14 protein-coding genes are annotated in these 15,486 nt (G+C 62.9%); 5 read left to right on the top strand and 9 right to left on the bottom strand.

Annotation, left to right across the window (positions count from 1 at the left end):
- Positions 1-3: 3 nt before the first annotated feature.
- Positions 4-996 (bottom strand): ABC transporter substrate-binding protein, encoded by a 993-nt coding sequence (locus NLY33_RS03915; RefSeq protein ID WP_286439497.1) that lies wholly within the window; start codon positions 994-996, stop codon positions 4-6.
- A 243-nt stretch (positions 997-1,239) separates the two neighbouring features.
- Between NLY33_RS03915 and NLY33_RS03910 the strand changes: the two genes are divergently transcribed.
- Positions 1,240-2,238 carry a LacI family DNA-binding transcriptional regulator gene (locus NLY33_RS03910; protein WP_023703700.1) on the top strand — a complete coding sequence of 333 codons (999 nt, stop codon included), beginning with the start codon at positions 1,240-1,242 and terminating at the stop codon, positions 2,236-2,238.
- Between the two features lie 183 nt (positions 2,239-2,421).
- On the opposite strand, the gene NLY33_RS03905 is transcribed toward NLY33_RS03910, so the two are convergent.
- The 8 genes from NLY33_RS03905 to speB all read right to left on the bottom strand — a co-directional run bounded on the left by NLY33_RS03905 (position 2,422) and on the right by speB (position 9,591).
- Positions 2,422-3,225, bottom strand: coding sequence for an ABC transporter permease (locus tag NLY33_RS03905; protein ID WP_023671272.1), 804 nt, complete (start codon positions 3,223-3,225; stop codon positions 2,422-2,424).
- Positions 3,222-4,076, bottom strand: a complete 855-nt coding sequence (locus NLY33_RS03900) for an ABC transporter permease (protein WP_023703699.1) — start codon at positions 4,074-4,076, stop codon at positions 3,222-3,224. The genes NLY33_RS03905 and NLY33_RS03900 overlap by 4 nt, the downstream gene beginning before the upstream one ends.
- Positions 4,073-5,110 carry an ABC transporter ATP-binding protein gene (locus tag NLY33_RS03895; RefSeq protein WP_023671274.1) on the bottom strand — a complete coding sequence of 346 codons (1,038 nt, stop codon included), beginning with the start codon at positions 5,108-5,110 and terminating at the stop codon, positions 4,073-4,075. The genes NLY33_RS03900 and NLY33_RS03895 overlap by 4 nt, the downstream gene beginning before the upstream one ends.
- Positions 5,111-5,187: 77 nt before the next feature.
- The gene (locus NLY33_RS03890) at positions 5,188-6,276 is read right to left on the bottom strand and encodes an ABC transporter substrate-binding protein (protein WP_023671275.1); all 1,089 of its coding nucleotides are present in this window, start codon (positions 6,274-6,276) and stop codon (positions 5,188-5,190) included.
- Between the two features lie 68 nt (positions 6,277-6,344).
- On the bottom strand, positions 6,345-6,992 hold the full coding sequence (locus NLY33_RS03885) for an amino acid ABC transporter permease (RefSeq protein WP_023671276.1): 648 nt from the start codon (positions 6,990-6,992) through the stop codon (positions 6,345-6,347).
- Positions 6,989-7,645, bottom strand: coding sequence for an amino acid ABC transporter permease (locus tag NLY33_RS03880; protein ID WP_023703698.1), 657 nt, complete (start codon positions 7,643-7,645; stop codon positions 6,989-6,991). Before NLY33_RS03880 ends, NLY33_RS03885 begins: the two co-directional genes overlap by 4 nt.
- Positions 7,646-7,651: 6 nt before the next feature.
- Positions 7,652-8,446, bottom strand: coding sequence for a transporter substrate-binding domain-containing protein (locus NLY33_RS03875; protein ID WP_023703697.1), 795 nt, complete (start codon positions 8,444-8,446; stop codon positions 7,652-7,654).
- Between the two features lie 83 nt (positions 8,447-8,529).
- Positions 8,530-9,591 carry an agmatinase gene (speB, locus tag NLY33_RS03870; protein ID WP_023703696.1) on the bottom strand — a complete coding sequence of 354 codons (1,062 nt, stop codon included), beginning with the start codon at positions 9,589-9,591 and terminating at the stop codon, positions 8,530-8,532.
- 207 nt (positions 9,592-9,798) lie between these two features.
- On the opposite strand from speB, the gene gcvA reads away from it, so the two are divergent.
- The 4 genes from gcvA to NLY33_RS03850 all read left to right on the top strand — a co-directional run bounded on the left by gcvA (position 9,799) and on the right by NLY33_RS03850 (position 15,332).
- Positions 9,799-10,767: a transcriptional regulator GcvA gene (gene gcvA, locus NLY33_RS03865; RefSeq protein WP_023671280.1), complete on the top strand. Its 969-nt coding sequence runs from the start codon at positions 9,799-9,801 to the stop codon at positions 10,765-10,767.
- A gap of 169 nt (positions 10,768-10,936) precedes the next feature.
- A complete protein-coding gene (gene pncB / locus NLY33_RS03860; RefSeq protein ID WP_023683568.1) occupies positions 10,937-12,241 on the top strand; it encodes a nicotinate phosphoribosyltransferase in 1,305 nt (434 codons plus the stop codon).
- 191 nt (positions 12,242-12,432) lie between these two features.
- The gene (locus tag NLY33_RS03855) at positions 12,433-13,875 is read left to right on the top strand and encodes a hypothetical protein (protein ID WP_023703695.1); all 1,443 of its coding nucleotides are present in this window, start codon (positions 12,433-12,435) and stop codon (positions 13,873-13,875) included.
- Between the two features lie 152 nt (positions 13,876-14,027).
- Positions 14,028-15,332, top strand: a complete 1,305-nt coding sequence (locus NLY33_RS03850) for an ABC transporter substrate-binding protein (protein ID WP_023707772.1) — start codon at positions 14,028-14,030, stop codon at positions 15,330-15,332.
- The last annotated feature ends 154 nt before the right edge of the window (positions 15,333-15,486 follow it).

Genomic DNA, 15,486 nt, shown 5'->3' with positions numbered 1-15,486 from the left:
GACTCAGCGGGCCATCATCTCATCGAAGGCTTTTTGGGCAGCCTCGCCATTCCTGACCCACCATTCTGAATTCGAAAACACCGAAGTGCCGGCATTTTCAGGCGCGGTCGCCAGCGTCTTGAGACGGTCCTCGGGGATAAGGCCACCCTCATAGCCAGCAGGATTGACCGGGCCATAGGCTATGAAGTCGGTCAGCTTCGCCACGCGCGCGGGCTGTGTCATCGCTGCGATGAGCTTCATAGCTGCTTCCTTGTTCGGCGCCCCTTTCGGCACCGCAAGACAGTCGGTGCCAATGACGGAACCCTTGAACGTGTAGTCGGCCGCGCCGCCATCTGCTTTTACGGTTTGGGCCCGCCCGTTCCAGGTAACGACCAAATCCGCCTCACCATCTTTCAGCAACTGCGCCGACTGCGCTCCCGAGGTCCACCAAACGGCGACATTTGGCTTGAGTGCTTCGAGCCGCTTGATAGCGCGATCCAGACCCTCTGGCGTGCTGAGAACGGGATAGACGTCCGCCGGTGCTACGCCATCGGAGAGCAGCGCGATCTCGATCGAGTCCTGGGCATTGGCACGCAGCGCACGACGGCCGGGGAATTTGGCAACGTCCCAGAACTCCGCCCATGTCTTCGGCGGGTTTTCGCCATAGGTCTTGGTGTTCCACGACAAGACGGTGCCATAGGAGTCGAATGGATAGCAGTAGTCGGACTTTGCGCCGTCCGGCACGGCCTTTGGGTCGATGATCGTGTAGTCGAGCGGCTCCAGCAGCGACTGTGCGGCGGCCTGCGCGCCCTCCGGTGAGCCCAGGTGAATGACGTCGGTTGTGACCGTGCCCGAGGTAACCTGCATCTTCAGGGCGGCCAAGCCGTCGCTGAGGGTCTCCTCGCGGATATCATAGCCAAGCTCTTTTGCAGCGGGGGCCCACATGGCTTCCTTCATGGCGTTGCCATAATCGCCGCCCGCGGTCGTGATGGTGACTGATTGGGCATAGACCGGCACGGCGGCCGAGAATGCGAATGCCGTCAAGGAAATGCGTAACCAAGACATAGGTTCTCCTCCCTAGAATTTGTTGAGACGCGCTAAAAAGGGCCAATTCTTGCCAATCGTAACGTTACGATTGCATCCAATTGCAGGAGAGTCAAGCTGCTTTAGCGAGAGCTTGGATTGACCGTGAGGTGGAATTCGGTCACCTAGTGAAAGTCAGCAAATCAGCCGGCGCTTTCGCAAATGAGGTCGGGCGACATGACCAACCTGAAACAGATCGCGGCGGAACTTTCCCTTTCGGTGACCACGGTATCCCGCGCGCTGAAGGATGGGCCGGAGGTTCATCCCGCCACCATCGCTCGCGTCAAGGAAGTGGCGCAGCGGGTCGGCTATGTGCCAAATCATCATGGCTTCGCGCTCAAAACTGGCCGCACGCTGACGATGACAGCAATCTACCCGATGGAAACACAAGATCATCTGTCCGATCTGTTGAAGCTTCCGTTAATCGAAGGCATGACGCTGGCGGCGCGGCAAGCGGGTTATAGTCTATCCATCTACTCCACCACGCCCGATGATGACCCCATCGAGAGTGTGCAGCGACAGCTTCAGGCGGGCAGCACAGACGGACTGATTATCACGCGCATGGTCTTGGGTGATCCACGCGTTAAGCTATTGCTGGATAGAGGCATGCCATTCGTCGCGTTTGGAAGAACTGACCTGGATACAGCATATCCTTATGTCGACATCGACAATGAACAGATTGCCTACGAGGCGACCCGGCGGCTCATGGACCAGGGCTGCCGACGCATTGCGCTGCAACTTCTCGTTCCGGGCGACCAGGCGAGTGCCATGCGTCTTTCCGGGTATGGAAGGGCAATGGCCGAGGCTGGTATTCCGATCGACCAGTCGCTGATCGGTCATGGAATGTTCACCATGGAATCGAGCGCAGCCTGGTTCGATCGCATGCTGGCCTGGTCAGATCCGCCGACGGGCTTGGCTTGCGCCAACGAACTGGGCCTTTTGGGGGCACTACACGCTCTTGGCAGAAGAGGTCTCGCGCCAGGGAGTGACATCCACATTGTCACTCGGGACAGCACGCGGCTGTCACGTTTCTTGCCTGCGAAGATCGGCGTTCATTTCGTGGACATAGCGGGTGTCGGACGCAAACTTGTCGAAGTCCTGGAGAGCCGGATCGTCAATCCCCTCGGGCCGGTGGAGACAGTCTTGTTCAAAGGTGAGTTCGACCCTGGCGAATAGTCGGGCGAAGAAGTCAGTTGTCCGCTTTCGAGGAGCACTTAAGTTCACCCCTGAGTCCGAGATGAGGCGCGAAGCTGCCGCCTGCGCGAGTGCATAGGGTGCACTCAGCACCTTCATGGCATTGGTGGTCTGAGCAGCGATCGAGGGGTGTTGTACTGGTGCTGTTACTTAGAATGAATGCGCTCAGCTCCCATCCGACGACATCGCCCCGAGCAGCCTGCGTATATCGCCGAACCTGGCGATCGAGCCGAACACCAGTGCCGCCACCGCGACGAAGAACACCGACACCGAAGCCATGGTCGGCGTGTAGCCGTAGCGCAGCGCGTTGAAGATCTTGATCGGCAGCGTCTCGGTGGTGAAGCCGATCGTCATATAGGCGACGATGTATTCGTTGAGCGACAAGACGAAGGCGAAGGCGTAACCCGAGACGAGGTAGGGCAGGATCAGCGGCAGCACCACGGTCTTCAGCACCGTGCGATCATCGGCGCCCATGGTCGCCGCAGCCTCGACCAATGAGCGGTCGATCGAGGCAAAGCCGAGCGACAGGGTCACCAGCGGCAGCGTCACGAAGAAGATGGCGTGGCTGATGATGGCGGTGAAGAACTGGCCGAACAGCCCGACCGTCGCCCAGAAGGAGAGGAAGCCGAGCGCGGTGATGACCGGCGGTAGGATGAAGGGGGCAAGCCCCAGCACCTGGAAAATGTTCGCCCATGGCGCGATGCGCCGCCACAGGAACCAGGCCAGCGGCAGCGCCACCGCCACGGCAATCGCGGCCGAACAGACGGCCAGCGTCACAGAATGGATCAGCGCCAGCCGCCATTCCGGATCGGTGAAGATCTGGGCGTACCAGGCGAGCGAGAAGCCGACCGGCGGGAAGCTGAGCTCCTGCCGCGAATTCACCGACACGCCGGCGACGACGATCAGCGGCGCCGCCAGGAACAGCGCGACGATGGTGAAATAGACACGGCGCAGCAAGGTCGCGGTCATAGGGCGTTCTCCCTTCGTCCGACGAGCAGTGTCAATCCGACCAGCGCCAGCGAGATCAGCACCAGGAACACCGCCATTGCGGCCGCGAACGGCATGTTGGACTGGTAGATCGCCTGGTCGGTGATCAACACCGACAGCGTCCAGTGTTGAGGCCGTCCCAGAATCTGCGGCAGCAGGTAGGAGCCGAGGGCGAACACGAAGACCATGATCAGCGTCGCCACAATGGTGTTGCGCAATGCCGGCGCGACGACGTTGAAGAAGGCGCGGATCGGCGAGGCGCCGAGCGTGCGCGCTGCCTCGAGCAATGTCGGGTCGAGGCGCACGAGGGCGGGGTACAGCACCAGGATCGTATAGGGCAGCGCCTGGTAGACCATGCCGGTCAGCACGGCGCCAAAAGTCGGCAGCAGCGCCACCGGCTTGTCCATCAGCCCGATCGCCACGAACAGATTGGTGATGCCGGCGGTGCGCGAAAACAGCGTCGACCAGGCAAAGCCGATGATGACCTCCGACAGCGACAGCACCGACAGGAGGCCGACCAGCCACAGCGTCTGCACGCGGCGCGGCCGGCGGGTCAAAAGGTAGGTGAAGGGAAAGGCGATGGCCACGCAGCAGACGGCGACCAGCACCGCCAGCAGCAGCGAAAAGCCGAGCACGCCGCCGAAGAACACCGACAGGAAGCGGGCGTAATTGTCGAACACGAAATCCGGCGTGTAGAAACCGGACGGGTTGCGCTTGAAGAAGCTCACCGCGATCATCGTCGAGAACGGCACGACGAAGAAGACGATCAGCATCAGCGCCGGAAAGAACAGCGGCGTGTAATCGGCTATCGACTTCGGCGCTTCGCGTCTCATGCGCCGAGCACCACGCAGCTCGCCGGCGGCAATGTTACGCCGACCTTGGCGCCGACCGGCACGTCATGCCGCTCGCGCGGCGTCGTTACCGCAATGATGCTGGTACCGCCGACGTCGACGAAGGTCTCGATGGTGCCGCCGAGATCGCGAACGAAACTCACCTCGCCGGTAATGGCCGAGCCGCCGGGGCTGCCCAGATGCACATCCTCCGGGCGGACCGAAACAGACGCTTTGGTCTGACCCGCCGGCATGGCAAGACCTGGAATGGCTGTGCCCAGAATGGTGGTACGCCCGGTGCTGTCGATCTCGGCCGGCAGCAGATTGGTGATGCCGATGAAGTCGGCGACGAAGGCGTCGGCCGGCTTGCGGTAGATCTCGATCGGCGGCGCCGCCTGCAGGATTCTGCCGTGGCCCATGACGACGACCAGGTCGGCCATGGTCATGGCTTCGCGCTGGTCGTGGGTGACGACGATGGTGGTGATGCCCAACCGCTGCTGCAACTGGCGCAGTTCCACCTGCATGGCCTCGCGCAATTTGGCGTCGAGCGCCGACAGCGGCTCGTCGAGCAGGAACAGTTTCGGCGACAGCGCCAAGGCCCGCGCAATTGCCACGCGCTGGCGCTGACCGCCCGATAGTTTGGCCACCGGACGGTCGGCAAAGCCGGTCAGATGGATGAGGCCCAGCAACTCGTCGACGCGTTTCTTCTGCTCCTCCTTCGAGGCGCCGCGAATGCGCAGCGCATAGGCGATGTTGTCGCCGACGGAGAGATGCGGAAACAGCGCCAGCGACTGGAACACCATGCCGAGATTGCGCTTGTGCGTCGGCAGCGGGGTGATGTCCTCGCCGTCGAGCACGATGGCGCCGCTGGTCGGCTCCTCCAGCCCGGCGATCATGCGCAGCAGCGTGGTCTTGCCGCAGCCCGACGGGCCGAGCAGGCACACGAACGTGCCGTGCGGCACGTTGAGCTGGACATTGTCGACGGCGGCGAAGTTGCCGAATTTTTTGGTGACGGCGTTGATGTCTAGTCCGGACATGCTCATCCCTTGGAGGGTTTGCTAAGGGGCCGCCGGACTATGCCGGCGGCCGCTGTGGTTCAGACGGATCGAACGGCTCAGCCGACGATCAGCTCGGTCCACTTCTGGTTGATCCAGTCGGCCTTCGACGTATAGAGGTCGTAGCGCGGGATGATCGGATCGATATCCGACGACACGGCTGCGAACTCTTCCGGCTTGAGGTCGAGCACCTCTTTCTTCAGCGTCGGCGTGGTTCCGACCTTGCGCGACATCAGGCCCTGCATCGACGGCTGGCTCATATAGTCGATGAAGGCATGCGCCTCGTCGACCTTGGTCGAGGCGCGCGACAGCACCCAATTGCCGGAATCCTGGATGCCGCCTTCCTTCGGGAAGGTCGAGCGGACATGGAAGCCGTCGGCGACCGCGAGGCCGGTGACGTCGTGATAATACTGGCCCATCGGGATCTCGCCCGACTTCAGCGCCTGCTCGAACTGCGCCTCGTCGCGATACCACAGCCGGACATTCGGCTTGAGCTCGGCGAGCTTTTCGAACGCCTTGTTCAGTCCGTCCTCGGTGTCGAGCGCATTGGTGCCGCCCATGAAGGTCTTGGCTGTCACTTCGAGCAGGAACGAGTTCGAGGCAAGTGCCAGAAGGCCAAGCTTGTCCTCATTGGCCTTGTCCCACAGAGTCTCCCATGAGGTCGGCGCATCCTTGTAGACGTCGGTGTTGGAGACCAGCGTGATCCACCAGGCGACGGCGCCGATGCCGGCGACCCGGCCATCCGGATATTTGTTGACGAAGCGCGGCAAGAGGTCGTTGTAGTGCTTGAACTTCGACGTATCGAGCGGCGTCCACAATTCGGTCGACTGGCCCTTCAGCGTCGAGGTCTGCGACATCATCGAAAGGTCGGCCGGGGCTTGGCCGGCCTTGGACGCCTGTTCGAGCTGCACCAGCCAGGCTTCGCCGGTCGGCTCGGCGACCGACTCGACCGCAATGCCGGTCGCCTTGGTAAAGTCGGGGAAGACGTGCTCGTCGAAGGATTTCTTGAAATAGCCGCCATAGACGCCGACCTTCAGCGACTTGTCCTGCGCGCGCAGGATCGACGGCATGGCGAGCACGCCGGCTGTAGCGAGGCCCGCACCAAGCACGCCGCGCCGTGTCAGGGATTTTCCAATCAGTCTGTTCATCTGGTTTCTCCTCAGTTGATGCCGTTCTATTCCGGCAGGTTCCCTTCACGCACTGTCGCCGCCTGACGTCAGTGGGCCGCCGCTCGTTGTTCGAGCGTACGGGCGTATTGCGTCAGTGGAAAGCACATGACGAAGAAGATCAGCGCCACCAGCCCGTAGACCTTGAACGGTTCGAAGGTGGCGTTGTTGATGGCGTTGGAGGTTCTGACCAGCTCCTCGAAGCCGATGATCGAGGTCAGCGCCGTCGATTTGATCAACTGCACCAGGAAGCCGACGATCGGCGCCCTTGTGATCGAGAACGCCTGCGGCAGGATGATCAGCCTGAGCTCCTGCAGACGGTGCAGCCCAAGGCTGGCGCCAGCGTCCCACTGCCCGCGCGGCAGCGCATCGACGCCGCTGCGCCAGATCTCGGCCAGATAGGCGCTGGCGAAGAAGGTCAGGCCGAGCACCGCTGCCGTCCATGGCTCGATGCGCAGGCCGAGCATCGGCAGGCCGAAGAACATCAGGAACAGCTGCATCAACAGCGGCGTTCCCTGGAACAGGGCGATGTAGCCGGAAGCGATGCGCCGGCTCCATTTATTTTCGGCGATGCGGAAGAACAGCACGATCAGCCCTACCACCGCCCCGCCGACAAAGGCCGCCAGCGACAACAGCACCGTCCAGCGGGCGGCGAGCAGCAGATTGCGAACGATGTCCCAGAAGGTGAATTCGATCATGTGACACCTGCCCCCAATACGCGGCGCCCGCCTGTGACCAGCAGCCGGCGCAAGGCCATGGACAGGACGAGGTAGACCAGGGTCACGACGAAATAGGTTTCGAAGGAGCGGAAGGTGCGGGCTTGCAGCATGTCGGCCTCATAGGTCAGCTCACGCACGGCGATCTGCGACACCACGGCCGATTCCAGCATCATGATGACGATCTGGCTGGTCAGCGCCGGGTAGATCACCTTGAGCGCCTGCGGCAGCACGATCTTGATGAACACCTGGCGCGGTCTCAAGCCCAGTGCAAGCGCTGCTTCCGTTTGTCCGCCGGGCACGGCATCGAGACCGGCGCCGACGATTTCAATGGTGTAGGCTGCCATGTTGAGCGTCATTGCCAGCATGGCGGCCAGGATCGGATCGAGCCTTATGCCGAGGCTGGGCAGGCCGAAGAAGATGAAGAACAGCTGCACCAGGAACGGCGTGTTGCGCATCACCTCGACATAGACCGCGATGGCGCGCTTCACGAATACCGGGCCGTTGCGCCGGCCGGCAGCGCCCAGGATGCTGAGCAGCGTGCCCACGAGCGTGGTCACGACGATCAACAGGATCGTCGTGACCGCGCCGCGCGCGATGTCGCCCACAGCGCCTGGGAGCCAGGCAAAGGCCACGAGAACTCAATCCTTGAGGTTGTCGGGATTGAGCGGCGTCTTCAGCCAGGCCTTCGAGCTCTCATCGAGCTTGCCGTCGGCCAGCATCTTGGCAACCGCATCATTGACCGCCGTCTTCAGCCGGTCCTCTTTCTTGTTGAGGCCGATATGCGAAGGCGAGGTCAGAAGCTGGAACTTCTGCTCCGGCTTCAGCGCGTCCTGCTTGGCCAGCACCTGGGCGCCGACATCATTGCCGACCACCATCAGCTGGGTCTGGCCCGAGATGAAGGCCTGGATGACGGAATTGTAGTTGTCGAAGCGCTTGATGTCGGCCGATGCCGGCGCCGCTTCGGTCAGCGACGTATCCTCCAGCGTGCCGCGATTGACGGCGATCGACTTGTCGGCGAGATCTTCCTTGCCTTTGATCGAAAGCGCTGCCGGACCGATGACGGCGATGTAATAGGGCGCATAGGCGGCGGCGAAATCGATGACCTCCTCGCGCTCCTTGGAATAGCCGACGCTCATCAGGATATCGACGCGCTTGTCGGTGAGATACGGGATGCGGTTCTGGCCGGTGACGCTGACCAGATTGAGCTTCACCTTAAGTGAATCGGCGATCGCCTGCGCGACGTCGACGTCGTAACCCTTGATGCTCATATCGGCGCTGGCCGAGGAGAAGGGCGGAAAGTCGGAGAAGATGCCGACATTGATGGCGCCGGCCTTGGTGATGTCGTCGACGGCGTCGGCATTGGCCTGGGAGGCGAAGCCGAGGCCGGCGAGCATCAGCGCGGCGGCGATGGTTGATTTCATATGGATTGTCATTGGTATTCCCCTTCTGGAAGCTTGTTTGTTTTGGAAACGGCCGCCGGCTCCAGCGCGGCGGCCGCCTTTGCATGTGAAATCCGTCAGGCCCCCTTGCCGGTGATCGCCGGGCTGAACACCATCAGGCTCAGAATCTCGAACAGGACCTGGGCGCCGACATGGGCGGTGTTGGTGGTCGCGTCATATTGCGGCGCCACCTCGACGACATCGCCGCCGACAATGTTGAGACCTTTCAAGCCGCGCAGCAGTTCGAGCACCTCGCGCGTCGTCAGGCCGCCTATTTCCGGCGTGCCGGTACCCGGCGCGAAGGCCGGATCGACACTGTCGACGTCGAAGGAAATGTAGGTCGGGCCGTCGCCGACGATTTTGCGCGCCTTCTCGATGATGGCCGGAATGCCGAGACCCGTCACCTCTTCGGCATGCACGACCGTCATGCCGGATTCGTAGGTGAACTCCCACAGATACTCGGCCGAGCCGCGGATGCCGATCTGGATGGTGCGGGTGGGGTCGAGCACGCCGTCCAGCACCGCGTTGCGGAACGGTCCGCCATGATGGAACTTGGTCATGTCGAACAGCCCGCTTGTGTCGCAATGGGCGTCGATATGGATCATGCCGACCGGCGCCTTCTTGCCGACCGCCTTCAGGATCGGATGGCTGATCGAGTGGTCGCCGCCGACCGAAAGCGGCAGCACGCCGGCATCGACGATCTGGTTGGTGCGGCGCTCGATGTCTTCGTGGCTGACCTCCAGCCGGTAGCGGCTGCGGAACGGCGTATCGCCGATGTCGGCGACGCGCAGCTCATGCGTCGGCGCGCATTCCAGCACATGATTGTAAGGGCCGATGCGCTCGATGGCGCGCAGCGCCCTTGGCCCGAAGCGCGAGCCGGGCCGGTTGGTGACGCCGAGATCCATCGGCACGCCGATGATCGCCACCTGCAAATCGCCGAAATCTGGATTGTCGGCAGCGATTTCACGGTAGGGCGCGGCGAGGAAGGTCGGGATGCCGGCATAGGGCGCGAGTCGGGTGCCGCTCTTGGAGAAGATCTTGTCGGCGACCTTGCGGAACTTCGGGTCGAACATCTCGCCGCCATGGCTCTCGCCATATTTGCGGCGCAGCGCGTCGAGCTTGCCTCTGTCATAACCCATGTCGGTCTCCTCCTGCCGGGCTGGTGCATGCGGCAGCGTCTGCAAACTGACCATCATCCGGCCGGGTCGCTGTCCCGCTGGCTGCCTGTAGATTTCACGTCATTAATGCTGTTGACCTGCCAAAGTGTCCGGCAGCCGCATTGAAAAATCAATTGATATTGTTACGGTGCTGATTGTGAGAAAATCTCACAGAGTATCCGGTTGCTCATGGCCAAGCGTCTGCCCCCCTTGAATCCCTTGCGCGCCTTCGAGGCGACGGCGCGGCATGCCTCGCTGACCAAGGCGGCGAGTGAGCTCAACGTCACCCACGGCGCGATCAGCCACCAGATCAAGGCGCTCGAGCAATCACTCGGCGTAAAACTGTTCGAACGCACCGGACAGCGGGTAAAGCTCACCCCGCACGGCGCCGAATTGCTGCCGGCGGTCTCGACCGCCTTCGACGGCATCGCCGCCGCCACCCAGCGCATGACCAGGCCAGCCAGCGCCGGTACACTGTCGGTGTCCTGCGTGCCGGCGCTGCTGCTTTTATGGATGACGCCGCGGCTCGGCAGCTTCATGGCGCAATACCCCGACATCAGGCTGACGCTGATCCCGTCCAACGACCCCAAGGACATCCGCGCCCCACAGGTCGATGTCTGCGTGCTCTATGGCGACGGCAGCTGGACCGATTGCTGGATGCGCAAATGGTCGGGCCTCGAACTGTTCCCGGTGGTCAGCCCGACGCTGATCAACAACCGGCCGCTCCGCATCTGCCGGGATCTTGCTGGCCATGTCATCCTGCATGGCGATGATGGCCGCGAATGGCACACCTGGCTGGCCGCCGCCGACGGGCTCGACCTCGAACGCGGCCGCCGTCACCATCTCGGCGACGCCCGCACGGCCATCGAAGCCGCGGTTCACGGACATGGCGTGGCGCTCGGCGATTCCGTCACCGCCAGCATGCTGCTCGCCAGGGGCCTGCTGGTGGCGCCGTTCAGCCTGTCGGTGCCGGCGGTCGACGATTTCTACGTCGTTTGCCGCAACGAGATGCGTTCAGCGCCGATCGTACAGCTGTTCGTCGACTGGCTGTTCGCCGAAAAGGAACAGGCCGACAGCCGCGCCGACGCGCCGGTGGCTGGCCGCATCGGCAGCCGCCGGAAGCGTCCGGCGCTGCGGGTGGTGGGCGCCAAGAGTTGAGGCTGGACCGGAGCGACTGCTTTTTGTCGGGCCAGCCCGGAAAGCGGGAAGCGCTTTCAAAAATTCAATGCTACTAAGCTCTTGCCAGGCAATTCCAGGAAACGAGTGCGGCGGTTTTCCGTCCGGAATTGCGTAAGACAGACGTGAGCAGCGAAGGCGACGGCAGGACATGGCAAGAACCGATATAGCGCGGCGCGTCTACAACCACACCTGGAAGCTGGACCCGATCGTCCGCAGCCTGCTCGACACCGATTTCTACAAGCTTCTGATGCTGCAGATGATCTGGGGCATGTACCCCAAGGTCGACGCCACCTTTTCGCTGATCAACCGCACCACCTCGGTGCGGCTTGCCGACGACATCGACGAAGGCGAATTGCGCGACCAGCTCGACCATGCTCGCACGCTGCGCTTCTCCAAGAAGGAGATGATCTGGCTTGGCGGTAACAATTTCTATGGCCGCAAGCAGATCTTCGAGCCGGAATTCCTCGCCTGGCTGGAAGGTTTTCGGCTGCCCGACTACGAGCTGTCCAAGCGCGACGGTCAGTACGAGCTCTCCTTCAGCGGTCCTTGGATGTACACCACCCTGTGGGAAATCCCGGCGCTGGCGATCATCAATGAGCTTCGTTCCCGCGCCGCCATGCGCGCCTTCGGTCCCTTCGCGCTTGACGTGCTCTATGCACGCGCCAAGGGGAAGATGTGGGCCAAGACCGAACGCTTGAAGGCGCTGCCCGGCATCCGCATCTCCGATTTCGGCACCCGCCGCCGCCATTCCTTCCTGTGGCAGCGCTGGTGCGTCGAGGCGCTCAAGGAAGGCATCGGCGAAGCCTTCACCGGCACCTCGAACGTGCTGCTGGCGATGGACAACGACCTCGAAGCGCTCGGCACCAACGCGCATGAATTGCCGATGGTTTTTGCCGCCCTTGCCAAGTCGGAAAAGGAATTGAAGGAATCGCCCTACAAGGTGCTGCAGGACTGGCAGCGCTATTACGGCGGCAACCTGCTGATCGTGCTGCCCGACGCTTTCGGCACCGCATCCTTCCTGCGCGACGCCCCGGACTGGGTCGCCGACTGGACCGGCTTCCGCCCCGACAGCGCGCCGCCGATCGAAGGCGGCGAAAAAATCATCGACTGGTGGCGCGAGAAGGGCAAGGACCCCAGGCAGAAGCTGCTGATCTTCTCCGACGGTCTCGAGGTCGAAACCATCGAGGAGACCTACAGGCACTTCAAGGGCAAGGTGCGCATGTCCTTCGGCTGGGGCACCAACCTCACCAACGATTTCGAAGGCTGCGCGCCGACCGAAACCAACAGCCTCGATGCGATATCGCTGGTCTGCAAGGTGACGGAGGCCAATGGCCGGCCGGCGGTGAAGCTGTCGGACAATCCGGCGAAAGCGACGGGCGACAAGAAGGAGATCGAGCGCTATCTCCGGATTTTTGGGGCGAAGGATCGCGTGGAGCAGCTGGTCAAGGTTTGAGGGTCGGCGGGTGCCTTGCTGGACGAAATGGAAATCGCGATAGCGTGAGTTCCCGCCCACCCCCCTCTGTCCTGCCGGACATCTCCCCCGCAAGGGGGGAGATTACCCCGTCATCTCCGCCTTCGCTAATCTCCGACGTTGCAAAGGAAGCGCCGGCAGGGCAACTGCCAATCTCCCCCCTTGAGGGGGAGATGTCCGGCAGGACAGAGGGGGGCGTCGTAGAGCGCGGCTGTCACCGGCCAACCCTTATCACCACCACCCTCACACTCCTCCCCACCCCCGCCCTCGCGCACGCCTCCGACCGCGGTCACGTCCTCCTCCTGCCGACCGGCTACTACATCGCCGGCGGCGCGCTTGCCGTCGCGGTAAGCTTCCTCGTTCTCGCCCTGCTGCCACCCGCAACCCTCCACCGCTTCTGGCGCCGCCGCCTGCCGCTCTTCCCATTCGCCGACACCCCTCGCACAATCATCAGCGTCATCTCCTTTGCCGGCTTCGCAACCCTCGTCGCCGCCGGCCTGTTCGGCAGCCGCGATCCGCTCTCCAATCCGCTGCCGCTAACCATCTGGACGCTGCTCTGGGTCGGCCTTGCCATCGCGCAAGGCCTGTTCGGCGATCTCTGGTCGTGGCTGAATCCATGGTATGGCCCGCGGCGGATCGAAAGCCGCCTGTTCAAGCTTCGTGGCGGTGAGGGACAGAAATCGCGTTTGCCTTCATGGCTCGGCCGCTTGCCGGCCGTTATCCTGTTCTTCGCCTTCGCCTGGTTCGAACTGATCTATCCGGCGCCCGACGACCCGGCGCGGCTGGCCTATGCCGCCGGCCTCTACTGGTTGCTTACCTTCATCGCCATGCTCGCCTTTGGCTACCGCGATTGGAGCCGGCGCGGCGAATTCCTGACGATCTTTTTCGCCATGGTGGCTCGTTTCGCCATCGTCGAGCGCGATGAACACGGTCGCCTCGCTCTCTGCTGGCCGGGCTCAAAACTGCTCGGCGCAGCGCCCCTGCCGGCAAGCGGTATCGCTTTCCTGCTGCTCAGCCTGTCATCGGTGTCCTTCGACGGCCTGTCGAAAACCTTCTTCTGGCTCGGCCTGTTCGGCATCAACCCGCTGGAATATCCCGGCCGCACCGCGCTCATCGGCATAAGCAGCTTTGGCCTCGTGCTGACCTTCGTCCTGCTCGCGGCGGCATTCCTGCTGGCCGTCATACTCGGCCAGCGCCTTGCCGGCAGCCGACATTCCCACGGCGAGGCCGCCGGGCTGCTGGTCTGGTCGATCGTACCGATCGCGCTCGCCTATCATGTCGCGCACTATCTGACGGCGCTGCTGGTCGACGGCCAGTATGCGATTGCCGCTTTGTCCGACCCGTTCGCGCTGGGATGGAACCTGTTCGGCGCCGCCGACATGCAGATCGAGGCCGGCCTCGTCGCCGGGGCCCACTCCGCCTGGTGGCTGTGGAACCTGCAGGCCGGCATCATCATCGCCGGGCACATGCTGGCGGTGCTCGTTGCCCATGGACTGGCCTGGCGACTGCACCAGGCGCCATCGCGCGCCGCCCTCAGCCAGTTGCCGCTCACCATGCTGATGATTGCCTACACGATCTTCGGCCTGTGGTTGCTTGCCACGCCGACGGCCGGATGAGACAAGCTGATCCACATGCCTTTGCGGAAAGCCCGCTTGCAAGCTCTGTGCTTTGGTGATTTAGTTTGTACACATGCAATTTCTGCCCCTCCTGCAAGGGAGTGGCCTTGCCTCGTTACAGACAGTCAAAACTCAAAAACAGGGGAACTGCCGTGACTGACAAGAATGGGTTTTTCGATCTCTCCAAATCCACCCTTAGCCGCCGCACCGCGCTGAAAGGTCTCGCCGCCGGCGCCGGGCTGACGCTCGCGCCCGGCTTCGTCCGCTACAGCCAGGCGCAGAGTTCGGCGCCAATCAAGATCGGCTTCCAGTCGCACCGCACCGGCATCGGCGCCGCCTATGGCCGCTGGTATGAAAAGACCAGTGCCGCCGCGGTCAAGGCGATCAACGACGCCGGCGGCATCAATGGCCGACCTGTCGAACTGGTGATCGAGGATGACGGCACCGATCCCGGCCGTGGCGCCGAGGTGGTCGGCAAGTTCGCCACCCAGCACAAGACCGACATCGTCTTCGGCACGCTGTTCTCGCATGTGGTGATCGGCTCGGCGCCGGCCGCCGGCGAAAACAAGATCCCGTATTTCGTCGTCAGCGAAGGCCACCACGTCGCTTCGACCAAGCTCAACCGCTACGTCTTCCAGCCTGGCATCACCGATGTGAAGAGCCAGATCCAGTCGATGGCGCCGTGGATCGCGGCCAATGCCGGCAAGAAGGTGACGCAGATCTTCCCGGATTTCGCCTTCGGCTACGACCATCGCGACTACCTGCCGCCGGCGCTGAAGGCGCAAGGCGCCGAGGTCATCGCCCAGATCGCCATCCCGCCGACAGAGTCGTCTTTCACGAAATACTTCCCGCAGATACCCGCCGAGACCGAAGTCATCTACCACGTGATGGTCGGCCCGGCCGTGCTCACCTTCGTCAAGGAACTCGGCGAGTTCTACGGCTCCAACCGGCCGCAGCTGTTCGGCTTCATCGATTCGCTCGAAGCCACCGACATCAACAGCCCCGGCCTCGAATTCCTGGACGGCAGCCATTTCTGGGAAGGCTCGCCGCGCTATGCCCAGGCCAATGACTCGGCCGCGCAGAAAGCCTACCGCGCCGCCGTCGGCATCGACGAAAATGGCGCTGCCGTTGGCGACCCCAAGGACGTCTCCACCGCCGCCCACATGTTCGGCTGCTGGGAGACGCTCTATGTCGTCAAGAAGGCGATGGAAGACGCCGGCTACAAGGGCCCGGAAGACCGCGCCAAGCTGGTCGAGGCGACCGAGGCGCTGACCGAATTCGCCGAAGGGCCGGAGCATCCGCAGGGGCCGAAGACCTTCAACGGCAAGATCCACCAGTGTTTTGGCATCCAGAACATCTCCAAGGTCGAAGGTGGCAGGCTGAATGTCGTCCACAAGACCAAGATCGAGGACGGGCTTTACGAGGCCGAAGGGGATTATACGACGCAGGCGCTGTGAGGCGCCTTACCCTCCCCCTTGTGGGGAGGGTCGGCACGCAAGCTTCGCACTTTTGCGAAGCTTGCGTGACGGGGTGGGGGTCGCGACGGCCCGTGCCCAACCCCCACCCGACCGCTGCGCGGTCACCCTCCCCACAAGGGGAGGGTAAGGGCGC

This window comes from Mesorhizobium sp. C432A (assembly GCF_030323145.1).
Taxonomy (GTDB): Bacteria; Pseudomonadota; Alphaproteobacteria; order Rhizobiales; family Rhizobiaceae; genus Mesorhizobium.
The sequence above is the reverse complement of the archived record's forward strand: the minus strand, read 5'-3'. Positions and strand labels throughout refer to the sequence as shown.

What these genes read in the sequence shown, in the direction of transcription:
- NLY33_RS03910 (WP_023703700.1), top strand. Translation starts at nt 1,240, where the DNA reads ATGACCAACCTGAAACAGATCGCGGCGGAACTTTCCCTTTCGGTGACC.
- NLY33_RS03905 (WP_023671272.1), bottom strand. Translation starts at nt 3,225, where the DNA reads ATGACCGCGACCTTGCTGCGCCGTGTCTATTTCACCATCGTCGCGCTG.
- NLY33_RS03900 (WP_023703699.1), bottom strand. Translation starts at nt 4,076, where the DNA reads ATGAGACGCGAAGCGCCGAAGTCGATAGCCGATTACACGCCGCTGTTC.
- NLY33_RS03895 (WP_023671274.1), bottom strand. Translation starts at nt 5,110, where the DNA reads ATGTCCGGACTAGACATCAACGCCGTCACCAAAAAATTCGGCAACTTC.
- NLY33_RS03890 (WP_023671275.1), bottom strand. Translation starts at nt 6,276, where the DNA reads ATGAACAGACTGATTGGAAAATCCCTGACACGGCGCGGCGTGCTTGGT.
- NLY33_RS03885 (WP_023671276.1), bottom strand. Translation starts at nt 6,992, where the DNA reads ATGATCGAATTCACCTTCTGGGACATCGTTCGCAATCTGCTGCTCGCC.
- NLY33_RS03875 (WP_023703697.1), bottom strand. Translation starts at nt 8,446, where the DNA reads ATGACAATCCATATGAAATCAACCATCGCCGCCGCGCTGATGCTCGCC.
- speB (WP_023703696.1), bottom strand. Translation starts at nt 9,591, where the DNA reads ATGGGTTATGACAGAGGCAAGCTCGACGCGCTGCGCCGCAAATATGGC.
- gcvA (WP_023671280.1), top strand. Translation starts at nt 9,799, where the DNA reads ATGGCCAAGCGTCTGCCCCCCTTGAATCCCTTGCGCGCCTTCGAGGCG.
- pncB (WP_023683568.1), top strand. Translation starts at nt 10,937, where the DNA reads ATGGCAAGAACCGATATAGCGCGGCGCGTCTACAACCACACCTGGAAG.
- NLY33_RS03855 (WP_023703695.1), top strand. Translation starts at nt 12,433, where the DNA reads ATGTCCGGCAGGACAGAGGGGGGCGTCGTAGAGCGCGGCTGTCACCGG.